19 protein-coding genes are annotated in these 22,023 nt (G+C 65.7%); 13 read left to right on the top strand and 6 right to left on the bottom strand.

Annotation, left to right across the window (positions count from 1 at the left end; all coding sequences use genetic code 11):
• Window positions 1-1,190 (top strand): hypothetical protein (locus ACLP25_RS10810; protein WP_442469198.1); only part of this gene is annotated, 1,190 nt, incomplete at its 5' end.
• Between the two features lie 377 nt (window positions 1,191-1,567).
• Here ACLP25_RS10810 and ACLP25_RS10805 read toward each other — a convergent pair.
• From ACLP25_RS10805 to ychF, 4 genes are all read right to left on the bottom strand, one after another.
• Window positions 1,568-2,809, bottom strand: coding sequence for an NRAMP family divalent metal transporter (locus ACLP25_RS10805; RefSeq protein WP_442469197.1), 1,242 nt, complete (start codon window positions 2,807-2,809; stop codon window positions 1,568-1,570).
• Between the two features lie 792 nt (window positions 2,810-3,601).
• Entirely contained in the window at window positions 3,602-4,846 is a 1,245-nt protein-coding gene (locus ACLP25_RS10800; protein ID WP_442469196.1) for an alpha/beta hydrolase, read from the bottom strand.
• Window positions 4,847-4,895: 49 nt separating this feature from the next.
• A complete protein-coding gene (locus tag ACLP25_RS10795; RefSeq protein ID WP_442469195.1) occupies window positions 4,896-5,735 on the bottom strand; it encodes a DUF937 domain-containing protein in 840 nt (279 codons plus the stop codon).
• A gap of 169 nt (window positions 5,736-5,904) precedes the next feature.
• The gene (ychF, locus tag ACLP25_RS10790; RefSeq protein ID WP_442469194.1) at window positions 5,905-7,002 is read right to left on the bottom strand and encodes a redox-regulated ATPase YchF; all 1,098 of its coding nucleotides are present in this window, start codon (window positions 7,000-7,002) and stop codon (window positions 5,905-5,907) included.
• Between the two features lie 193 nt (window positions 7,003-7,195).
• Between ychF and ACLP25_RS10785 the strand changes: the two genes are divergently transcribed.
• From ACLP25_RS10785 to ACLP25_RS10770, 4 genes are all read left to right on the top strand, one after another.
• Entirely contained in the window at window positions 7,196-7,678 is a 483-nt protein-coding gene (locus ACLP25_RS10785) for an NAD(P)H-dependent oxidoreductase subunit E (RefSeq protein WP_442469193.1), read from the top strand.
• Entirely contained in the window at window positions 7,678-9,231 is a 1,554-nt protein-coding gene (locus ACLP25_RS10780) for a formate dehydrogenase beta subunit (protein WP_442469199.1), read from the top strand. Before ACLP25_RS10785 ends, ACLP25_RS10780 begins: the two co-directional genes overlap by 1 nt.
• A gap of 12 nt (window positions 9,232-9,243) precedes the next feature.
• Window positions 9,244-12,090, top strand: a complete 2,847-nt coding sequence (gene fdhF, locus ACLP25_RS10775) for a formate dehydrogenase subunit alpha (protein WP_442469192.1) — start codon at window positions 9,244-9,246, stop codon at window positions 12,088-12,090.
• 63 nt (window positions 12,091-12,153) lie between these two features.
• Window positions 12,154-12,381 (top strand): formate dehydrogenase subunit delta, encoded by a 228-nt coding sequence (locus ACLP25_RS10770; protein WP_442469191.1) that lies wholly within the window; start codon window positions 12,154-12,156, stop codon window positions 12,379-12,381.
• A gap of 522 nt (window positions 12,382-12,903) precedes the next feature.
• Here ACLP25_RS10770 and mntR read toward each other — a convergent pair.
• Window positions 12,904-13,401 carry a manganese-binding transcriptional regulator MntR gene (gene mntR / locus ACLP25_RS10765; RefSeq protein WP_442469190.1) on the bottom strand — a complete coding sequence of 166 codons (498 nt, stop codon included), beginning with the start codon at window positions 13,399-13,401 and terminating at the stop codon, window positions 12,904-12,906.
• Between the two features lie 325 nt (window positions 13,402-13,726).
• Between mntR and ACLP25_RS10760 the strand changes: the two genes are divergently transcribed.
• The 7 genes from ACLP25_RS10760 (at window position 13,727) to ACLP25_RS10730 (ending at window position 19,946) form a co-directional block, all read left to right on the top strand.
• Window positions 13,727-15,106 (top strand): NRAMP family divalent metal transporter, encoded by a 1,380-nt coding sequence (locus tag ACLP25_RS10760; RefSeq protein ID WP_442469189.1) that lies wholly within the window; start codon window positions 13,727-13,729, stop codon window positions 15,104-15,106.
• A 12-nt stretch (window positions 15,107-15,118) separates the two neighbouring features.
• Entirely contained in the window at window positions 15,119-15,310 is a 192-nt protein-coding gene (locus ACLP25_RS10755; protein WP_442469188.1) for a hypothetical protein, read from the top strand.
• A gap of 380 nt (window positions 15,311-15,690) precedes the next feature.
• The gene (locus ACLP25_RS10750; RefSeq protein ID WP_442469187.1) at window positions 15,691-16,137 is read left to right on the top strand and encodes an HMA2 domain-containing protein; all 447 of its coding nucleotides are present in this window, start codon (window positions 15,691-15,693) and stop codon (window positions 16,135-16,137) included.
• Window positions 16,138-16,139: 2 nt separating this feature from the next.
• The gene (locus ACLP25_RS10745) at window positions 16,140-16,568 is read left to right on the top strand and encodes an HMA2 domain-containing protein (RefSeq protein ID WP_442469186.1); all 429 of its coding nucleotides are present in this window, start codon (window positions 16,140-16,142) and stop codon (window positions 16,566-16,568) included.
• A gap of 436 nt (window positions 16,569-17,004) precedes the next feature.
• Window positions 17,005-18,753, top strand: a complete 1,749-nt coding sequence (locus ACLP25_RS10740; RefSeq protein WP_442469185.1) for a heavy metal translocating P-type ATPase — start codon at window positions 17,005-17,007, stop codon at window positions 18,751-18,753.
• Window positions 18,750-19,619, top strand: coding sequence for a hypothetical protein (locus tag ACLP25_RS10735; RefSeq protein ID WP_442469184.1), 870 nt, complete (start codon window positions 18,750-18,752; stop codon window positions 19,617-19,619). The genes ACLP25_RS10740 and ACLP25_RS10735 overlap by 4 nt, the downstream gene beginning before the upstream one ends.
• 30 nt (window positions 19,620-19,649) lie before the next feature.
• Complete coding sequence (locus tag ACLP25_RS10730; RefSeq protein WP_442469183.1) at window positions 19,650-19,946, top strand: hypothetical protein; 297 nt, start codon at window positions 19,650-19,652, stop codon at window positions 19,944-19,946.
• A 121-nt stretch (window positions 19,947-20,067) separates the two neighbouring features.
• On the opposite strand, the gene dusA is transcribed toward ACLP25_RS10730, so the two are convergent.
• Window positions 20,068-21,075 (bottom strand): tRNA dihydrouridine(20/20a) synthase DusA, encoded by a 1,008-nt coding sequence (gene dusA, locus ACLP25_RS10725; RefSeq protein WP_442469182.1) that lies wholly within the window; start codon window positions 21,073-21,075, stop codon window positions 20,068-20,070.
• A 72-nt stretch (window positions 21,076-21,147) separates the two neighbouring features.
• Between dusA and ACLP25_RS10720 the strand changes: the two genes are divergently transcribed.
• Window positions 21,148-21,990 (top strand): transglutaminase family protein, encoded by an 843-nt coding sequence (locus ACLP25_RS10720; RefSeq protein WP_442469181.1) that lies wholly within the window; start codon window positions 21,148-21,150, stop codon window positions 21,988-21,990.
• Window positions 21,991-22,023 lie beyond the last annotated feature (33 nt).

Raw genomic sequence — 22,023 nt, 5'->3', positions numbered from 1 at the left:
ATTTCGGGATCGACAGCTACTACGGCGGCGCGCCGGCCATGGCGCGGTTTGTCAACGCCGCGCACGCGGCCGGGCGCGGCGTGATGCTGGACATGGTTTATAACCATTCGCTGACCTCTTCGCTGGTCGTCATCGTCCCAGAGTACAGGAATGGGGACTACGACGGCGACAAGATGGACTGCGGAAATCCGATGTTGATCGAGTACTTCCGGCAAGCGACGATCTATCTTTTCCGCACCTATTGTTTGGACGGATTCCGATTGGACGATACCCAGACGGTGGTGGCGTCCGGGGGCTGGGGTTTTCTGTGGACGATCCGGGATTCCTTGAGAAAGGCAGCCTCCGCGGAGGGACGGAACTGGCCGTACATCGTGGCGGAGAATTCGGCCACGCAGCCGTGGGACATATCGAATCCGTCATTCGGGGTGACGGATGGCCAGTGGGGCATCGATGAATCCTATCGTATCGAGGATGCGTGCTACGATTTGTATCACCCAGGCTGGGACGAGTCGCAGAGCCTGAGGAGCGAGATGAACAACCCGGCTTACTGGGGCCGGCCGTTTTTCCAGGCAGTCCGATTCGGGGAATCGCACGACATGGTGAGCGCCCAGTACGCCGCAAATCTGCGGATCGCGGCGCGTCCGCCGTTCGGGTTCGGCTATCAAATGGCCAAGGCGATGGGCGCATTGACCTTGCTCTCGAACGGAACGCCAATGCTGTTCATGGGGCAGGAGATCGGCGAGACCGACCCGTTCTCCTTCCCTGACAACGAGGAATTCATCAACCCGCAGAACTGCGAGTTTCCCACCGGCGGCCCTACGGATCAAACACGGATCCTGGCGTGGTTCCGGCAACTGATGGGGCTCCGCAATGATCCATCCCAAGGGCTGCGCGGGGATGCGAATTACCAGGTGGTGGCGACGGGAAATCTGACGGTGGCTTATACCTGCGGGGCGGGCCAGAAGCTTTTCACGGTGGTCACCTTTGGCACGCCCAACCAACAGCAGGATAGCTCGTGGCTGGGGCTGCCAAGCGGCGCCGCTTACAAGGAGATATTCAATTCCTCGTGGCCGGTGTTCCAGGTGGAGTTCGAGCAGGAGCATACCAATGGGGGATACGACGCCCAGATCTACAGCGGGCAGATTTTGAACCTGCCGTATGTCGGGGCTGTGGTGCTGCAGCGGCGATAGACGGTCGCGCGATCTTCTGGCGGAAGTTTCCGCGCTACAGCGTACTGTATGCAACATCAGCTTTCATGCTGCTGCATGGCCGTTGCGGAAGCCAACCCGGGCGAATGCGAAAGTTCTGCTGGCTCCGATTTTCTGAGGCAGGATGCCGAGAACTAAAAAGGGAGGGTTGAACGGCGATACGATGAACTCATCAAGTTCGCGACTGCGTTGCGTTCTTGTAGGCTGGAATCAAACGGGAAGTCCCATAAGATGGTTATCTGGCCCCCCCCCGCGCTCCGCGCCCACGGGCTATTCCGCAGCGCGCGGGACCGGATTGACTGGAGTCCGGCCGAACGGGTTGCGGCTTAGTCGGCGGGACGTCAACCCGCCGTTTCCCCTCACCCCCACAAACCCGCGACGCCGGAGTAGACGCCGAAGACCACCGTGACCAGAATGATCGCGCCGCATGCGATCGCGTAGCCGCCCTGCAAACGGTAGGGCCCCGGCAAGCGGCGGGCGAGCAGGAACAGGAACCCGAGGACGATCGGCAGCAGCAGCGCGTTCATCACCTGGACGCCAACGCTGAGCGAGATGAGGTTCACCCCCGAGCCCACCACGACCGCGCAAACAATCAGCGCGACGGCGTAGAAGCCGTAGAACCACGGCGCCTCGCGCGGCTCGTCCTCGAGCTTGTGCCTTGCGCCCAAAACCTCGGCGAGCGTGCGCGCCGCCGTCAGCGTCACGACGATCGCGGCGACCGTCGACGCCCCGACCATGCCGAGGCAGAACAGCAGCTTGCCGGTAAAATTGCCGAGGAAGGGCGTGATCGCGCCGACGATCTCCTCGATCGTGTCGAGCGCGTGATCGCCGCCCGCCTTGCCGAGCGTGGCCGCCGTCGCGATCAGCACCGCAGCCATGATGACCTGGGTCGCGACCGCTCCGACCGCGGTGTCCATCCGGGCCGAACTGAGATCGCGGGTCGTGATCCCCTTCTCAACGATCGACGACTGCTGGAAGAAGACCATCCAGGGCATGATCACCGCGCCGATGTTGGCCGAGACCAGCAGGAGGTATTTTGGGTCCGTCGCAGGAATCGTCACCGCGCCCGACGCCATCTCGGCCAGTCCCGGATGGGCGAGCATCGCGACCAGGAGAAAGACCAGTTCGAACGCGCCGACCGCGATCGCAATCCGCTCGACGGTCGCGTACCCGTGCATGAGCGCCATCGCCAGCATTGCCGCGACGACCAGCGCCAGCGTCACCGGCGCGGGAACGCCCAAGAGATTGCCGACGCCGGCGAGGCCGGCGAATTCCGTCAAGAGCGCGCCGAGGCAGGTCACGATCAGGGTTGCGACCGACAGCCACGCCCAGCCGAGGCCGAAATGCTGCTTGATCAGCGCCGCATGCCCCTTGCCGGTTACGGCGCCGAGGCGGACGGTCAGTTCCTGAACAATATAGAGGATCGGGATCAGCACAATCTGCAGAAGCAGCAGGCTGTAGCCCCATTGCGCGCCGCTCTGCGCCGCGGTGATGACGCTGCCCGCGTCGGTGTCGGCGAGCATGACCACGATGCCGGGGCCGGCGACGGCGAGAAATCGTCGCCAGTTGAAAGCGGTTGGAGCGATGGCGTCGACGGTCATCAGCGAGGAACCTTGCGCGTAAAAGAAAAACCCTGGTCGGATTGGTGGACGACTGGACGCTTTGTAGCAAGTCTTTGACGCTGAGATCAGAATGATTTCAAAATGAAAGGCGCGACTTTCCGCCGCGCCTCGAGCTTTGGCCGATGTGAGAACGGCGGCGCCGTAGGCGGCCATGGGCTTCCTCGGTGAGCTTCGCCTCCCCGGTGGACATCCCAGACAGACGTCCCGCATGTCGTCGGCCCGCAGCGTGTCGCCGCGATGCGATCGGCTTCCAGACTTTCTCTTCATTGGAAGCTAAACGAGATAAACTTCCCAAAAAGAGAATTTTGTCGTAATCTGACCTCCGTGGCCCAAGGACCCGCAATGCCGCTTGCCCTGATACGGACCCTTCCCGGCGACGCGACCGAACGGCGGGACCCGGCGTCCGCGATTTTTTCGGTAACTGCCAACGAGTCCGAACCCTCGGTGAGCGCCCCCTCCACCACCCTTCGTGTGGTTCCCCTCCCCCGCACTGACGCGCAGGGAAGGAGAGGCGCCTCTCCTCCCTCATGGAGCGAAAGCGGAATGGGGGGACCGGCCGAAGGCCGGTGGCGGGGACGGGCCGCGCGGGAAGCTTGGCAGTTGCTTTTTTGCGCGAACTCCGATGCACGCTCTTGAAAATGCTTGAAACACGGGTGAATAAGGAGGCTATTTCCGGCGCCGAACGCATACCAATGCGAGCTGAACGACGTCCGAACGGCCGCTGAAAGCCCTCTCCGCGAGGCGGAGGAGGGACGGACGGACGCCCGGCTCTCACTTGTCGAGCACGACCGCTGCCGCCGCCGTGTCGACCGACTTCTCGTTCTGCGTCGGATCGGTGAGCCGGACCGGCGCCGTGACCGTGCCGACCGCGACGTCGGTTGCGACGTTGACCGCGCCCTTGGTGAAGGTCCCGAGCGACTCGACCAGGCCCGGCTTGGCGTCCGACAGCGTCTGGCCCTGGGCGAGCCGGTCGCCGATCGCGGCCACAACCTCGCCGGTCGCGAACTTGCTGTGGTTCGCCGAGTCGTTGGACTGGACGCTGGTCAGGTCGATCACGTGCACCCGCGCCTGCTCGAGCATCGACTGGTAGGGCTGCTTGGTCGGATCGAGCGCGCCGAGCCGGGTCGAGTCGCGGGCAAGGAAGCTCGACAGGCCGAGCGCCTTGTCGTCGCGCGAGACGAACAGCGTGAACTGGGTCGATCGCGGGCCGGCGTCGATATCGGCGATCTGGCGGCGGAACACGTCGACGTCAATGTCCGGCGAGGCCAGCATGACGTCCCGGATCTTCGACGGCAGGCCGTGGTCGCGGATCGCCATCTGGCGCAGCGTCTCTACGGTCAGGTAGTTGCCCATGGAATGGGCGAGGATCGAGATCGATCCCACGTTCGGATTGGCGACCAGCGCCGCAAGAAGCGTCTCGAACGCGTCGCGCGAATACATGGCGCTGTCGCGGTCGTAGACATAGTCGGTCACGTTGCCGCCCGACGGCCAGGTGAAGAGGACGGGGGCGACGTTCACGTTGGCGTCGTGGACGATCTGGGCGAAGCGGTAGACCGCCTCCTCGAACCGGGTGTTGTAGCCGTGGACGAAGATCAGGACCTTGTGTCCCGGCGTGCGCGCAACGCGCGCATTGAACGCGGCCCTGGCCTGAGCGAGATCCATGCGGTCGGCGCGCAGGGTGACGAAATCGCGCTGAGGGTCGCCGGGCGCGCGGCCCGGCCATTCGACATCGCCGGGCTTGTGCACGCCTTCCGGCGGGATCGAAACCACGATGTCGGCGAAGTCGAGTCCCTTTCCGCGGCTGCCTCCGAACATCACCCCCGGCGGATCAAGCACCGGCGCGCGCGTCGTCGCCACGAGGAGATCGACCGTGCTCGTTCCCGGCGCCGGCGCGCCGACGATGAGGTCGCCATAGGGCCTGCTGGAGCAGCCGGCGACGATTGTCGCCAGCGCCAGGATGATTACGACCGCGGCCGGCGTCTGCCGGACGGTGGCCGCCTTGCTTGTCACGCCCATGCGGGCCCCCCTCCGATACCTTCGCGTTTGGGCGTGTGCGCCGTTTCGCTCAGACCCGCGCTTGAGGCAAGGCCTGGAGGACGAGTTCGACCGGCGCGGGCATGAACCCCGTCTTGGCCGGCTCGGGCGCCTTCTGGTTCTGGGTCATGAACCACCAGACCGCAGCCAGCACGATCACGATCAAGAGGATGATCGCCCACATCGGGAAACTGCTCGGCCGGGACGCGGCCTGCTGCGCGCGGTTGGCTGCGCTTGTCGCCGTGGCGGCCGCCGACGAGGCGGCGCTTGCTGCGGCGGAAGCCTCGGCGCTCGCCCGCTGGGTGGCGGCGGCCCCGAGGCCGCCAAGGCCCGCCAGCAGGCCGGTCGCTCCGAGCGCCTTCGAAAGCTCGGGAGGAAGCGCGGCGGCGATCGCATCCTTCTGGCTGCCGAACAGCGCCGCGATTGACGAGGCGTCCGACCAGTTCGACGGATCCTGCTGGCCGATCGTCCCGATCGCCGCCTGGGCGACTGCGCCGAGCGTCGACTGCGCCGCGCCCTGCGGAGCGCCGGCGAACTGGCTGAGCGCGCCGGCGAGGCTGGCCACGCCCGAGCCGCCGAGCAGGCCGCCGAGCAGGTTCGTGCCTTCGGCGAGCGCGCCGAGGTTGCCGCCGCCGAGCGCGCCGGCGAGCTTGGTCAAAAGATCGGGATCCGAGTTGGAGACGGCGTCGACGACCTTCTGGGCGCCGCCGGGCGCCGCGGCGGTGGTGGCGAGCGCGCCGAGTATCAGGGGTATGGCGGCGGCCGCGAGCTTCTGCGCGACGACTTCGTTGATCCCGACGGCGCGAGCGAGGCTGCCTACGACCTGCGGGGTAAGGAACTGGGACACCAGACTGACGAGATTGATTGCCATTGGACTTCCCCTCGAACCGTTTACTGGCGGCGGCGACGTCGCGCCGGCATTTCAGCCCGATCGGGAATACCGACAAGGCTTGTCAACCTAACCTTTCGCTTGCCCAAATCCTAGTCGGGGCATGTCCCCCCGATTGGCGCTCACGCTCCCGGAAAGCCGGCGAGCCCCGTCAGTTCGCGAAGCGGAAATGCAGGACGTCGCCGTCGGCGACGACGTAGTCCTTGCCCTCGAGACGGAACCTGCCGGCCTCGCGCGCCCCCGATTCGCCGCGGCTGGCGACGTAATCCTCGTAAGCGATGGTTTCCGCCCGGATGAACCCCTTCTCGAAGTCCGTATGGATGACGCCCGCCGCCTGGGGCGCCTTCGTCCCCTTCTCGATCGTCCAGGCGCGGGCTTCTTTCGGGCCGACGGTGAAGAAGGTCACCAGATGCAAAAGGTCGTATCCGGCGCGGATGACCCGGTTCAGGCCGGGCTCGCTCAAGCCCACCGCCTCCAGGTAGTCCGCCTGCTCGGCAGGCGGCAGGACCGCGATTTCGCTTTCGATCTTGGCCGAGACGACGACCGCGAGCGCGCCCTCTTTTTCCGCCTGGCGTTTCACGATTTCGGAAAAGGCGTTGCCGCCATCGGCCGAGGCTTCCTCGACGTTGCACACATAGAGCACCGGCTTCGACGACAGAAGGCCGAGCGACTGGAACTGGTCGTGCTCTTCGCGGCTCACGCCCGCCGCGCGCGCGGGCCGGCCTTCGCTCAGCTCGGCGAGGCTGCGCTGGGCGAGGGCCAAGATGTCCTTCGCCTCCTTGTCGCCGCCCTTGGCCTTTTTCTCCATTGCCCCGATGCGCCGCTCAAGGCTCTCAAGATCGGCGAGCATCAGCTCGGTCTCGATCGTGGCGATGTCGGACAAGGGATCGATGCGGCCTTCGACATGGGTCACGTCGCCGTCCTCGAAGCAGCGGACGACGTGAGCGATCGCGTCGCATTCGCGGATATTGGCGAGGAACTGGTTGCCGAGCCCCTCCCCCTTCGAGGCCCCACGGACGAGGCCGGCGATATCGACAAAGGTGAGCCGGGTCGGGATGATCTCCTTCGAGCCCGCGATCTCAGCCAGAACGTCGAGACGGGGATCGGGCACCGCGACGTCGCCGACATTGGGCTCGATGGTGCAGAACGGATAGTTGGCCGCCTGCGCGGCCGCCGTCTGTGTCAGCGCATTGAAGAGCGTCGACTTGCCGACATTGGGCAGGCCGACGATGCCGCATTTGAAACCCATGAGGGAGAGGACCTGAGCCGAAAACTTCGCGCCCTCATGCGCGGGCGCGGGAAAAAAGGCAAGGGCGCCGGTCGGTCGGGGCTGCCTCTCAAGACTGGACGGCCTCGGCTCGATCGCTTTTCCGCCAATGGTCGATTTGCCTCGGCGGCCCCGTGGGCGCATAATTTTTTGCGGTCTCTATGGGAGGACGCTCATGGCCGCCGAGGCGGCGTTCGACGGGGTGCGCGCGCGAAAAGTCATCGAACGCTGGCGAACGACGCCGGGCGCCGCGCTGCCCATGCTTCACGATCTCCAACATGAGTTCGGCTATATCGACGGCGCGGCGATCCCGCTGGTGGCCGAGGCGCTCAACATCTCGAAAGCCGAAGCGCTCGGCGTCATCAGCTTCTACCCCGATTTCCGGCGCGCGGCGTTCGAGGGACGCGTGCTGAAGCTTTGCCGGGCAGAGTCGTGTCAGGCCATGGGATGCGAGGGCCTGGTGGCGCATCTTAAGGCGCAGCACGGCGTCGCGCCGGACGAACCAGCGCCCAACGCCGGCCTGCGGGTCGAGACGGTCTATTGCCTGGGCAATTGCGCGCTTTCCCCCGCGGCCCTGCTCGACGGCGAGCCGATCGGACGGCTCGACCGGGTCCGCCTCGACGCAATCGTGGCGTCGGCGAAGGATTGCGCCACGTGATGGCGCGCGTCTTCGTTCCCGCCGATTCCTCGGCGCTTTCGGTCGGGGCGGACACCGTCGCCGCGGCGCTCACGGCCGAGGCGCGTCGACGCGGGATCGATCTATCCATCGTGCGCACAGGCTCGCGCGGCCTCTTCTGGCTCGAGCCGTTGGTCGAGACCGATGGCGCGGACGGCCGGATGGGCTACGGGCCGATAGCCCCTCAGGACGCGGCCTCGCTCTTGGACGCAGGCTTCCTCACCGGCGGCCCTCATCCGAAGGCGCTCGGGAGGGTGGACGACATCCCCTTCCTCGCCCGTCAGCAGCGGCTCGTCTTCGCTCGCTGCGGTGTGACAGACCCGCAGTCGCTCGAGGATTATCGCCGCCACGGCGGCCTCAAGGGCCTGGAGCGCGCACTCGGGCTCAGTCCCGACGCGATCGTCGACGAGATTGTCGCCTCGGGCCTCCGGGGCCGCGGCGGGGCGGGCTTTCCGACCGGCATCAAATGGGGCGCGGTCCGCAACGCGGAGGCGGATCAGAAATATGTCGTTTGCAACGCGGACGAGGGCGACAGCGGGACCTTCGCCGACCGGATGCTGATGGAGGGCGATCCCTTCCTCGTCATCGAAGGCATGGCGATCGCCGCCCTCGCGGTCGGGGCGGCTAAGGGGTACGTTTACATCCGCTCCGAATACCCGCACGCCTTCGACGTCTTCTCGCGCGCAGTCGAGCGCGCACGCGCCGCCGGTCTCTTGGGCGGCCAGGTCCTGGGCTCGGCGCACGCCTTCGACCTCGAGCCGCGGCTCGGGGCCGGCTCGTACATCTGCGGCGAGGAAACCTCGATGCTCGAGAGCCTCGAAGGCAAGCGCGGCCTCGTTCGCGCGAAGCCGCCGCTGCCGGCGCTCTCCGGCCTATTCGGCAAGCCAACTGTCATCAACAACATGCTGAGCTTGGCCTCGGTCCCCTGGATCCTCGAGCACGGCGCCAAGGCCTATGCCGAATATGGCGTCGGCCGCTCCCTCGGCTCGCAGCCGTTCCAGATCGCCGGCAACGTCCGCTTCGGCGGGCTCGTCGAGCTCGCGTTCGGGCCCACGATCCGTGAGCTTGTCGAGGGCTTCGGCGGCGGGACCCGCTCGGGCCGGCCGATCCGAGCGGTTCAGGTCGGCGGCCCGCTGGGCGCGTACTTCCCTCAAAAGCTGCTCGACACGCCGCTGGAATACGAGTCGATGACCCGAATGAAGGGGATGCTCGGACACGGCGGGATCGTGGTCTTCGACGACACCGTCGACCTGGCCCGGCAGGCCCGTTTCGCCTTCGCCTTCTGCGCCCGGGAAAGCTGCGGCAAGTGCACGCCTTGCCGACTCGGCTCGACCCGCGGCGTCGAGACGGTCGACAAAATCATGTCTGGAGACGAGCGCCAGAAGAATATCGAACTCCTGCGCGATCTCTGCGAGGTCATGACCGACGGCTCGCTCTGCGCTCTGGGCGGGCTCACCCCCTTGCCGGTGCTCAGCGCGCTCGACCACTTCCCCGAGGATTTCGTTCCGGCGCCCCGCCGCGCCGCAGCAGAGTAGAAGGTTCTCCCCATGGCCCTCTTGCAGGAACTCGACACGGGCACGCCGATCCGCGCAGGCGAGCATACCGTGACGCTGACGATCGACGGCCGGGGGGTCAGCGTCCCGCGCGGGACCTCGGTGATGGCCGCGGCCGCGCTGATCGACATTTCCGTCCCGAAACTCTGCGCGACCGACAGTCTTCAGGCCTTCGGGTCCTGCCGGCTCTGTCTGGTCGAGATCGAGGGCCGCAGGGGAACGCCCGCCTCCTGTACGACGCCTGCCGAAGAGGGCATGGTCGTCCAAACCAAAACGCCGCGGCTAGAGAAGCTCAGGCGCGGCGTGATGGAGCTCTACATCTCCGACCATCCGCTCGACTGCCTCACCTGCAGCGCGAACGGCGACTGCGAGCTTCAGACACATGCCGCCAATGTTGGCCTGCGCGCGGTGCGCTACGGCTACGCAGGCGCGAACCACCTCGACGCCCCGGCGGACGCCTCGAACCCCTATTTCGTCTTCGAGCCGTCGAAGTGCATCGTCTGCTCCCGCTGCGTGCGCGCCTGCGAAGAGGTGCAGGGAACCTTTGCGCTGACGATCCTCGGCCGCGGCTTCGACTCGAAGGTTTCGCCGGGCGGAACCGATTTCCTGTCCTCGGAATGCGTCTCGTGCGGCGCCTGCGTTCAGGCCTGCCCGACGGCGACGCTCAACGAGAAGCCGGTGATCGAGAAGGGGACTCCCGAGCGCAGCGTGGTGACCACATGCGCCTATTGTGGCGTCGGCTGCGCCTTCAAGGCGGAACTGAAGGGCGACGAGGTTTTGCGGATGGTCCCCTGGAAGGCCGGCAAGGCCAATGAAGGCCATTCCTGCGTCAAGGGCCGCTTCGCCTACGGATATGCGACGCACAAGGACCGCCCGCTCAAGCCGATGATCCGCAGGCGGATCGAGGATCCGTGGCGTGAAGTCTCCTGGGAGGAGGCAATCGGATATGCGGCGGGCGAGTTCAAGCGAATCCAGGTGCAATACGGGCGTGATGCGGTCGGCGCGATCTCCTCCTCGCGCTGCACCAACGAGGAGGTGTTCCTCGTCCAGAAGCTGGTGCGCATGGGCTTCGGCAACAACAACATCGACACCTGCGCCCGCGTCTGCCACTCGCCGACCGGCTTCGGCCTCTCCAGGACCTACGGAACGTCGGCCGGAACGCAGGACTTCAAGTCGGTCGAGAAGGCCGACGTCGTCATGGTGATCGGCGCCAATCCGACCGACGCCCATCCGGTGTTCGCCTCGCGCCTCAAGCGTCGTCTGCGCGCCGGCGCCCGTCTGATCGTGATCGATCCGCGCCGGATCGACCTCGTGCGGAGCCCGCATGTCGAGGCCGACCATCACCTAGCGCTCAAACCCGGGACGAACGTTGCGGTCCTGAACGCGCTCGCGCATGTGATCGTCACCGAAGGTCTGATCGACGGGGCCTTCGTCGCCGAGCGCTGCGATGCGGCCAATTTTGAATCCTGGGCGCGCTTTATCGCCGAGCCGCATCATGCGCCCGAAGCGGTCGCACAGGCGACCGGCGTCGATCCGAAGGAGCTGCGCAAGGCCGCACGGCTCTATGCGACAGGAGGAAACGGCGCGATCTATTACGGCCTCGGCGTCACTGAGCATGCTCAGGGTTCGACCGCCGTCATGGCGATCGCCAATCTCGCCATGGCGACCGGGAACATCGGCCGGGAAGGCGTCGGGGTCAATCCGCTGCGCGGCCAGAACAACGTGCAGGGCTCCTGCGACATGGGGTCCTTCCCGCACGAGTTCTCCGGCTACCGTCACGTCTCGGACGACGCAACGCGCGCCATTTTCGAGCGCCTGTGGGGCGTCACGCTCAGCAACGCGCCGGGGCTGCGCATCCCCAACATGATCGACGAGGCGATCGACGGCGCGTTCAAGGGGCTCTATCTGCAGGGTGAGGACATCGCCCAGTCCGATCCCGACACGCAGCACATCACGGCCGGCCTCCGGGCGATGGAATGCGTCGTCGTGCAGGACCTGTTCCTCAACGAGTCGGCGCGCTACGCCCATGTCTTCCTGCCGGGCGCGTCTTTCCTCGAGAAGGACGGCACGTTCACCAATGCGGAGCGACGCATCAGCCGGGTGCGCAAGGCGATCGAGCCGATCGCCGGCAAGGCCGACTGGGAGACGACCGTTGCGCTCGCCGAAGCCTTGGGCGTCCCCATGCCCTACCGGCATCCGAGCGAGATCATGGACGAGATCGCAGCGACGACGCCCACCTTCCGGGGCGTCTCCTACGCGGGTCTCGACGAACTCGGCTCGATCCAGTGGCCGTGCAACGACGACGCGCCGGCCGGCACGCCGATCATGCATGTCAACCGTTTCGTGCGCGGCAAGGGGCAGTTCTGGCTCACTGAATACGTCGCGACCGAGGAGCGCGTCGGCCCGCGGTTCCCGCTCCTTCTGACCACCGGCCGCATTCTGTCGCAATACAATGTCGGCGCGCAGACGCGGCGCACCGCGAACATCACATGGCACGATCAGGACGTGCTCGAGATCCACCCCTTCGACGCGGAGCAACGCGGGATTGTCGACGGCGACCTCGTCCTGCTGCAAAGCCGCTCCGGCGAGATCGCGCTCCACGTCCAAGTCAGCGGCCGGATGCAGCCGGGCGTCGTCTATGCGACCTTCCATCACGCCGTCACCGGGGCGAACGTTGTCACGACCGGCAATTCCGACTGGGCGACCAACTGCCCGGAATACAAGGTCACGGCGGTTGAGGTGCGGCGCACCAACCATCTCTCGGACTGGCAGATCCGGGACCGCGAGCAAGCGGTCGCTCTCAGCCGCATTGCGGGAGCGCCTGCCGATGCCGCCGAATGAAGGCTGCGCGCCGCCGATGATCTTCGACGGCCGCGGCAGGAATTGAGGGGCGTCGGCGGCGTGATGTCGGAAAAACTCGACAAGCTGGTGCGCATGGCCAACCAGATCGGCGACTTCTACGCCGCGACGCCCGAGCCGCAGGCGAGCGCCGGCGCCGCGACGCATCTGCGCGCCTTCTGGACGCCGAAAATGATCCGGGAGCTTGTCGCGTTGGCCGGCGACGGCCGCGCCGCTCTCAACCCGACAGCCGCCCGGGCGGTCGAGGCCCTCAGGCGGGCCGAGCGGCCCTGAGGGTCGCCGCACCATGGAGACGGACCCGAAAGAGGCGGCCCACTTGCGAGCGGAGTTTCTTGCCCGGCGGACGACGCAGCCGCCCCCGCCTGGAACGAGCACGGCGCCTTCAGGTTGAACCAGCTCCATCAATGCGGCCATCGTCCGCGGATCGAGGCGCATTTGGGCGCCATCCGGCGCCATTCAGCGCGCGCTCGGCATGTGTTCGGCGTGCGTTCGACAGGCGTTCGGCGCTGGATTTGACCCTCTTATTCACCCGTGAATCGTGACCTTTCAACGCGTTGCACTCGAGTTCGCGCAAAATCCTTTCGCGCGAATTTTCTTGGTCATGCGGCCCCTCCCCGGGCAAACGGCCGCGTCCCGTCTGAGACGGCGTCGATCCGCCTGCGGCGTCTGAGGCTCGCATGAAGGGATCATACCGTGCTTTCTGCTTTTCCGCAATCAAAAGTCGCGCCGGCGCGTGAGTGGCGGGCGCCGGCTCTTAGAACGAGCGGGAAACGGGCCGCGTCAATCCAAAGATCATCACAGCTCGGCGTTTCCCCTCGGCGTAGCCTCAGACTCCGTCGACCGCCTCTCGGCAAGGAATCGCTCGAACGCCTTCAGGGTCATTCTTGAGACGTGGTGCTCCATGCCCTCGGCGTCGGCTTCGGCCGCCTCCCGGGGCGCGCCGACGGCGATGAGAAGATCGACCACGAGACGGTGTCGCGCCCGCGCGTCGGCGGCCAATTTCTGGCCCGCCTCGGTGAGAAACAGTCCGCGGTAGGGCTGGGCGGTGACGAGGCCTTCGCGTCTCAACCTTGCGATGTTCTTCAGTGCCGTCGGGTGTGTGACTCCCTGGCGTCTGGCGACGTCGGTTGCGCGCGCCTCGCCGTTGGCCGCAAAGAGGTCGGCGATGAGTTCGACATAATCCTCGAGCAACGCGGCCGATCGTTCCGCCCTCATCTTGCCGAAGCGCCTGGCCTGCGCCTCCGGCATGTCCGTCTCGATCGGCGATTTCGATCGCGCCAACACGCTTGTCATTTGCAAAAAGCCCTGCTTTCAACCCTTTGCGCGGCGGCTCATTCCTGAGCGTCGTTGCGGCTCAGGCCCCGATTTTTCCTATCGTTCCCGACCCTGCCCGAACCGGCGCTCTTTCGACCGTTCGACGTCCAATCCCAATCCCCCGCCACGAACGCGGCGACGAGGCGCCGCCCTGTCCGGTTACCAGAAACCCGCAGCGAACGCCATGATAAAGCGCCAGCTTCAAGAGGAAGCATTGTCGCACTCGTAAAGCGCCTTGACATAAATATAGCCTTGGCTACATTTCGTGGCGGCTGGGCTTGAATTCGGAACGGGGACACGACCTATGAGCCAAAGCGCTTCGAGTTTCGCGCCGCTGCCGCCGGCTTCGCTGCCGCGCGCAGAAGGCCGCTTGTCGCATGAAGACATTCTGCGCGCCGAGGATCGGCGCAAGGTCCTGAAAGAGCGAACGGCGCGGCATTGGTTCAGACTCCTCTGGCTGCTGACGGGGCCCGGCGTCCTGGTGATGCTCGGGGAGAACGACGGCCCGAGCATGGTCTCCTATGCGACCACCGGAGCGACCTACGGCGTCGGATTCTTCGTTCCCTTCATTCTGCTCACCTTCCTGATGGCCTTCGCCGTGCAGGAAATGACGGTGCGCCTCGGCGCGGCCACGCATCGCGGCCATGCGGAGCTCATTTTCGAGCGTTTCGGTCCGTTCTGGGGCTACTTCGCCATGGGCGATCTCGTGTTTGGCAACGTGCTGACGCTGGTCACCGAATTCATCGCCATCCAGGCGGGCGGCCTCTATTTCGGCGTGCCCGCGGTCGTCTCGGTCGCGATCGGCGTCGCGCTCGTCGTCGAGTCGCGCGCGTTTCGCCGCTACGCGACCTGGGAGCGGACGGTGATGGCGCTCGCGGTTTTCAACCTGCTTTTCATCCCGGCGGCGCTTTTCGCCCACCCGGACGGCGCGGCGCTGGTTCACGCGATCGGGACATGGAGTCCGCTCAAGGGTGGGGTGACGGCGGCGTTCGTCACCCTGATCCTCGCCAACATCGGCGCGACGGTGACGCCGTGGATGATCTTCTTTCAGCAGAGCGCGGTCGTGGACAAGGGTCTCACCACGGCCGACCTTGGCGAGGGTCGCCTCGACACCGCGATCGGCGCCGTGCTCGCAGCGATCGCGGCCATCGCGACTTTGGTCGCCGCCGCCCCGCTGTTTGAAAACAATGTGGACGTCTCCAAATTCGCGAGCGGCGCGGATTTCGCAACGGCGCTTCAGCCCTACCTCGGCAGCGTCGGCGCGACGCTATTCGCGCTCGGCATGATCGAGGCGGGCGTCGTCGCCGCGATGACAATCTCGGCCAGCTCCGCCTACGCCATGGGCGAGACCGCGCGCGAGCGCCACAGCCTCAACCTCGACATTTCGCAGGGGTGGCTCTTCTACGGCGCCGCGATCGCCTCGACGGTGGTCGCAGCCGCGATCGTCCTCATCCCCGGCGCGCCGCTGCTCGCAATGACGCTGACGGTCAACGTCATCGCGACGCTGCTGATGGCGCCTGCGCTCCTCCTGCTCCTGCTGCTGGTCAACGACCGGGAGATCATGGGGGCTCACGCCAACACCTGGCGCGCCAATATTGTCGGCGGTGCCATCATCGTCGCGCTCGTGCTGGTCGGCGCGGCCTACGGCGTCATCACCGTCTTTCCAGGAATTCTCGGACAATAGGAGACGCGGGCCATGTCGTACGATTCGAACCTCATTGACGCGCTCGAGCCGAGCCAGCTGACCGCCGCCACCGAAATCCCTCTGCCGCGCCGCCGGCTCAGCCGGGCGACGACGATCCTGTTGATCGCCCTGCGCGTCTACATCTTCATCGCTGTGCCCATCGTCGGCTACGCCTTCGTCCACGCGCTGATGGCGCCCCAGTGAGGGGCGGTTCGGAGACCCTCCGCGGCTTGGCGGCTCCGAGCGGCGGGGTCTCCGCACTCGTCTTGGCGCTCAGCACGCTCGAAAGAGTCCGGCCGGTGTGGCAGGATCTTCGATGCTGAGGCTTTGAGCGGGCCTACCGGTTCAAGGGCGCGCCGTGCTTGCCTGTTTTTCGCATTCGGGTGGTTATAACCATACAGGACAGAGCGTAGGTTAACCGGGAGGGACGACAGCTTCACCCGGCCGCCAAAGACCGGCTCGAACCCAAAAGCGGGGAAGACGCGTGCACCTGATCACCGCCGCCGTGCTGACCGCGTTACTCGGCCGAGATCGAACGGGCCATGAAGGACTTCCGAGCTTCGCCGGGGTCATGGAGACAGTGCATGTGCTTCCCGGCCGGCTGCGCCTGCCGGGCACCTATACTGATCGGGCAGCGAGCTGCGGCTGACCAGCTCCAAAAGAGCCTCGCCCGACTCGACGGCGTTCGCGATGTCGAGGTGAGCTGCGTCTCGGGAAGCGTGCTTTTCCGCTTCCGGCAGGATCAGGTTGCACCCGACCTGCTAATGGGCGCTGTGATCCGTCTTCTGGGGCTCGAGAAGGACGTCCAGCGAACGCCGCCCTCGCATATCGGGGAAGGTATCCGTAATGCCGGCGAATCCCTGAATCATGCGATCTACGAGCAAACGGGCGGGGTTATAGACCTATGGACATCGCTGACGCTGCTGCTTGTGGTGTCAGGGACTCGACAGCTCGCAGCAGGAAACCAGTTTGGCTGGCCGCTTCTGTGGTGGGCATATCATTCCATGTTTCCGCCTGAGCGGACCCACTGACCATGACCCTACATCTTGCCAACCAGGTTCGCGCCTGGTTCACGCGGCCACGGATCGTCCATCGACTGCCTGGCCGATTGCGACTGCACATTCCGGCCCTAAAGCACGTCGATCCAACACAACGGGATTGGGCCCTTATGTGGCGGGACGTTTTGGGCGCCTTGACCGGATTCCAATCGGTCGAGGTGAACCTCGTCACCGCAAACGTGCTGATCCACTATGATCCAGAGCAGCTGACAGAGAAGGAGCTGATCGAATTTCTGCAGGACGTGGACCGTCTTGTGCTCCGGCATTGGGATCACCTCGTCGCCACTCCCGACCACGAGTTGCCCAAGGCTGTGCAACGGCTCGTCAGCGCCATTCGTCCCGAAATCCGCCGGAGCCAAACGCTCGACCACGAAACCGAGAGTTCCGGCGATGTTGCGACTTGAGCGGGACCGGGCCAAGAGCTGCCGGATCCTCCACGAACTTCCGGGCCGCGTGCGCATCCATTGCCCTGGCCTGCGGCACCTTTCGAGCGAGGCTGAGACGATCGGCCGGCGACTGAGGGATCTGCCTGCGGTTCTTTCCGTTCGTGTCACTGCGATCACAGAAAACGTGCTTGTCCACTTTGAGGGACCGAATCTCGGCGCTCAAGACGTTCTTGTCGCTGCGCAGTCGGCGCTGAACGATTACTCTCTTGAAGTGTTCAAATCGGAACGGGCGTTGGCCGCGCAGTCCACTGTCCAGGAACGGCGCCTCCAAGAAGAGTCCGTAGGAGAAATCTCGACTCGTGTGATCGCAAGCGCAGTCACGTTGGCGTTCAGCGTTCTGTCCACTCGGGCGGCGCCCGTCACTTTTGTCGGCCGCTTTCTGACAATTCCAGCCTTGACGGCTATTTCGCTGGCCTGGCCGATTTTTCGCAGCGGTTGGAGCTCCCTGGCGAAGAGCGGTCGTCCCAACGCCGACACCCTGAGTTCCACAGCTATCGCGGCCAGTCTTGTCTCCGGCCGGGACAGCGCCGCGCTGACAATCATCGCTTTGGCCGACCTCGCCGAACTGCTGACCGCCTACACGATGGGTCGTACGCGACGCGCCATTCGAGACATGCTGACCATAGGGGAAGCTTATGTCTGGCGCCGGGAGCAGGATGGCCGAGAGGTGCGAGTTCCCGTCGAGCAGGTGCGCGTCGCGGATCACGTCGTGGTCAAGACCGGCGAGAAGATCAGCGTCGACGGGGTTGTTGAGGAGGGAGAGGCGGCGGTCGACCAAGCCTCGATCACGGGCGAATTCATGCCGATGCACAAGCGCGGCGGGGATCCTGTCTTTGCAGGCACGGTCGTCAAGGCCGGCCACCTGACGATCTCGGCGACGAAGGTTGGGGATGAGACTGCGGTCTCGCGAATTGTTCACCTCGTCGAAGAAGCGGCGCATCGCAAAGCGACAATCCAGGCTTTCGCAGACCGCTTTTCCGCGCAGCTGATACCGGCGAATTTCGGCTTGGCGGGGCTCGTGTACGCGATCACGCGCGCCCCGGACCGGGCCTTGAACATGCTGATCATCGACTACTCGTGTGGCGTGCGACTCTCGACGGCGACGGCGCTGTCGGCCGCCATCGCCACCGCGGCGCGCAACGGCATCCTCATCAAAGGCAGCAACTACCTGGAGATGCTCGCAGACGCCGACACCCTCGTTCTGGACAAGACGGGCACGGTCACGGAGGGACGGCCACAGGTGACGTCGGTCATCCCGACGGCGCCGGGCTTCGGTGAGCGCGAGCTGGTCGAGCTTGCCGCAGCAGCCGAAGAGACGTCGACGCACCCCCTCGCGATCGCGTTCGTGGACCAGGCGCGTCGCAAGGGGTGGTCTATTCCGAGGCATGGGGCCACTCACGTCAGCATTGGCCGAGGGGTGGAGACGACCGTGGCCGGAGCGACCGTGCTCGTCGGCAACGCCCCTTTCATGCGTGAGCAGTCGGTTGACCTGTCCGGCGCAGAAGAGGCCGCAAGAGATCTGATGCGGCGCGGAGAGCAAGCGGTCTATATCGCCCGGGACCGTCGCTTGATCGGTTTGATGGGCATCCAGGACACGTTGCGCGAGGACATGAAGAAGTCGCTCAATCGCCTGCGCATGTTGGGAATGGACGACATCGTTCTGCTCACCGGCGACTTGGAGCAGCATGCGGAACTCGTCGCGACCAAGATGGCGATGGATCGCTACCAGGCCCAGGTCTTGCCGGAGGGCAAATCGGACGTGGTTTTGGCGCTGCAACAGAAGGGCAGCAGGGTCGTGATGGTCGGCGACGGGATCAACGACGCGGCGGCTTTGGCGTGCGCAGACGTCGGGATCGCCATGGGAGGGATGCGGACCGACATCGCGATGGAGGCGGCCGACATTACGATCACCAGCGACGATCCCCTGATGATCCCCGCCGCGATCCGCCTGTCCCAGAAGACGATGGGGATCGTCAAGCAGAACTTTGCAACCGCGATCGGGGTCAACACCGCCGCGCTGGTGCTCGCCTCGCTCGGCCGGCTGCCCGTGGTCTGGGGAGCGGCGATCCACAATGCGACAACGGTGCTGGTCGTCTTGAACTCTTTGCGTCTCCTTCTGCACGACATGGAGAGAAGCCGGTGAACGGCGACCAGCGGCTTGCTCTGACGATCGAACACGAGCTTCCCGGCCGAGTACGCATTCGCCTTTCGCATGCCCTGCGGCAGTCCGAACGCGTGAGGCGGTTGGTTGCCGAGCACGACGGGGTTGCCGAGGTTCAATACACCGCGGTCAGTCGCTCGATGCTCGTGCGGTCCGACCCGGAGCACATCACGACCGAGGAAATCGTCATCCGGATCGCGACGGGACTTTCGCTGGAGCACAACAACGCCGACGTTCGTGTTCTGACGCAGCCGCCGGTCCGCGAGCTGACCGATTCCGCGTTCTACTCAGGGATCGTTCTGTTTGCTGCTTTGGCTCTGCGAGCCATGGGCCAATACTCGACCGGCAGGGGGGCTCTCGAAGGGATCGCCGGCCTCACAACCGCGGGAGCGGCTCTATATCACGGCTTGGTCGACTATCGCTTGCGCGGAAATATCGATCCGGAAGTTCTGACCGTGACCTATCTGCTGATCGCTTTGGTGCGCGGAAACGCGCTGCCGGCGGCAACCCTGACTTGGATCAGCACTTTCGGCCGTCATCTGGTTCGCATGCCGCCGCGTGGGATCGTTGTCCGACCGACGGAAACCGGCCTGCACGGCGGATCGCCATACCTGGAGGTGTTGATCGCCCCAGACCCGACCCCGCCCGACAAGATGACATTCTTCGGGATCATTCCCACCATGGCGCTTCAAGCGATGACCGGCGGGCCTGGACGCCATGACAGTCTGATCGAGGACATCCGACAGATTGCCGCGACCCACAACCAGGTTCTCGAGGGCGTCAGTGATTTTCGGCGAGGCATACGATTGCGAATTCGAGACGCAATAAACGCACTCCCGGAGCAATGAAAGCCAAGACCAAGAAGGAGCGTCACCGTCATGCCAATCACCTCACAGCACGTCACCGGCTTTGTCGTCGGCTTGGGCGTCGCCGCCGCGGGCTTCTATTTCTACAAGGTGAACCAGAGACGGGTGGATGCGTGGCTGGAAAGCCAGGGCATTCGGCTTCCTGGCGCCAGCGCGGGCGATCCCGGCGCTTTGACCCTTGAGGAGCTCGTTCGCCAAAAGGAAAAACTGGAGGACCTCATCGCCGAGCGCGAATTTGCGGCCAATCAGAAGACCCCCGTCAAGAAAGTCGAGTCCGAAACACAGAAGCCCGAGTTGGCTCCCGCCTGACATTGAGCGATGAACGTCGGTGACGCCGCTGCTTTGTCGGCCGTTGCAATCAGGTTTTCCGATCCGTCCGCGCCGAGCCGATCGGTGGGACGTCCCACGCCCTTCTGCGCGCCTCTTGCGCCTACGCTGTCGCCACGGCCGGTAGTCCGTCCGAAGAAGCCCGCTCGACCCGCGCCATCGCCTGACGCAGCACGTCGAGGCCGGCGCCGGGGCGAACAGCCTCGGTGGCGAGGATTTGCCGAAACGCCCGGGCGCCGCGCCGGCCCGCGAACAGGCCGTGCAGGTGGCGGGTATAGTCGTGCAGGCGCTCGCCGCGGGCGAGGCCCGCAGCGATCACGGTCATGAAGGCCTCGAGCGCCTCGAACGCGTCGGCCACCGGCGCCGGCTCGCCAAACAGTCCTGGATCGACGCCGAGCAGGAGCTCCGGGTTCTGATAGGCCGCGCGGCCGAGCATCACGCCGTCCACGTGCGCGAGATGAGCGCGCGCGGCCTCGAGATCGGGCACGCCGCCGTTCAGCGCAATCGGCCAATCCGGATGGGCCCCCTTCAAGGCGTAGACGAGGCCGTAGTCGAGCGGCGGCGCGGTGCGGTTGTCCTTGGGGCTCAGGCCTTCGAGCCAGGCCTTGCGCGCATGCACGATCAGCGCGTCCGCGCCGGCGGCCTTGACCGCGGCGGCGAAAGCAAACAAGGCCTCGGCCGGCTCCTGATCGTCGACGCCGATGCGGCACTTGACCGTCACTGGCGCGCCGACCGCCTTCATCGCCACGACGCATTCCGCGACCAGCGCCGGCTCGCGCATCAGACAGGCGCCGAACCTTCCGCTCTGCACCCGGTCCGACGGGCATCCGCAGTTGAGGTTGATCTCGTCGTAGCCGAAATCGGCGCCGATCCGCGCGGCCTCCGCGAGCCGCCGCGGCTCCGACCCTCCGAGTTGCAGCGCGACCGGATGCTCGGCCGGATCGAACCCGATCAGCCGTTCCCGCGGACCGAACACGACGGCGTCGGCGGTGACCATCTCCGTGTAGAGCCGGGCGCGGCGCGTGAGAAGGCGATGGAAGGCCCGGCACCGGCGATCGGTCCAGTCCATCATAGGGGCGACGGAAAAACGGGCGCTATACGGAAGACGCATGGCGGCTGATATAGGCGAGGCTATGCTCGTTGTCGCGGGGCGCGCGGCTCCGACGCTCCCTCGGGACGCCCCATGCGCTTTTCCGTCCGCCATCAGACGATCTATCGCTATTCGGCGCCGGTCCGGCTGGCGGCGCATGCGTTGCGGCTCAACCCGCGTCCGGACGCAGGCGTGCTTGTTTCCCGCGTGCTGGCCATCGAACCCGAGCCGATCTTTCGCGGGGAGACGATCGACCGGTTCGGAAACCTGGTGACGCGCGTCGATTTCGCCGGCTTGTCCGAAATCTTCCGCATCGACAGCCGCTTCGAGGTCGACGTCGCGCCGGCGCCAGCGCCGCTCGGCGAGCCGCCGCCCGCCCTGCCGTGGGGCTCGGACACGCGCGATCCCAACGCGGCTTTTCTCAATGGCGACGATGCGGACGGCGCGGTGCGGGCCTTCGCGCGCAAGCTGGCGGTGGAGAGCGAGGGCGACGCCCTCCCCTTTCTCGATCGGCTCAATGAGACCCTCTACCGCGACATCCGGCACGACATCCGGCCCGAAGGCGCCGCCCGTCCGCCGGAGGAGACGCTGGCGCTGGGCCACGGCGCCTGCCGCGACGTGACGGTCCTGTTCCTGGCCGCCTGCCGCAGCCTCGGAATCCCGGCCCGTTTCGTCAGCGGCTATCAGGCCCATGCGGATACGCCGGATGGGCGGCGGCACCTCCACGCGTGGCCGGAAGCCTTCGTTCCGGGCTTAGGCTGGCGCGCATACGATCCGACCCACGGGGTCGAAGTGTCCGACGGTCACGTCGCTCTTTGCGCCGCCCCGAACCAGGTCGCGACCATGCCGGTCGAGGGCGGCTTCTTTGGCGAGGGCGTGACCTGCAATTACCCACCCTCTTGCCTCTTGCCCCTTGCCACGGGGCGGGATGTCTGAATCCATGGAGCGATGGACCGCAGTGATTTGCAG

It is taken from the genome of Roseiarcus sp. (assembly GCF_052145395.1).
Lineage (GTDB): Bacteria > Pseudomonadota > Alphaproteobacteria > Rhizobiales > Beijerinckiaceae > Roseiarcus.
The sequence above is the reverse complement of the archived record's forward strand: the minus strand, read 5'-3'. Positions and strand labels throughout refer to the sequence as shown.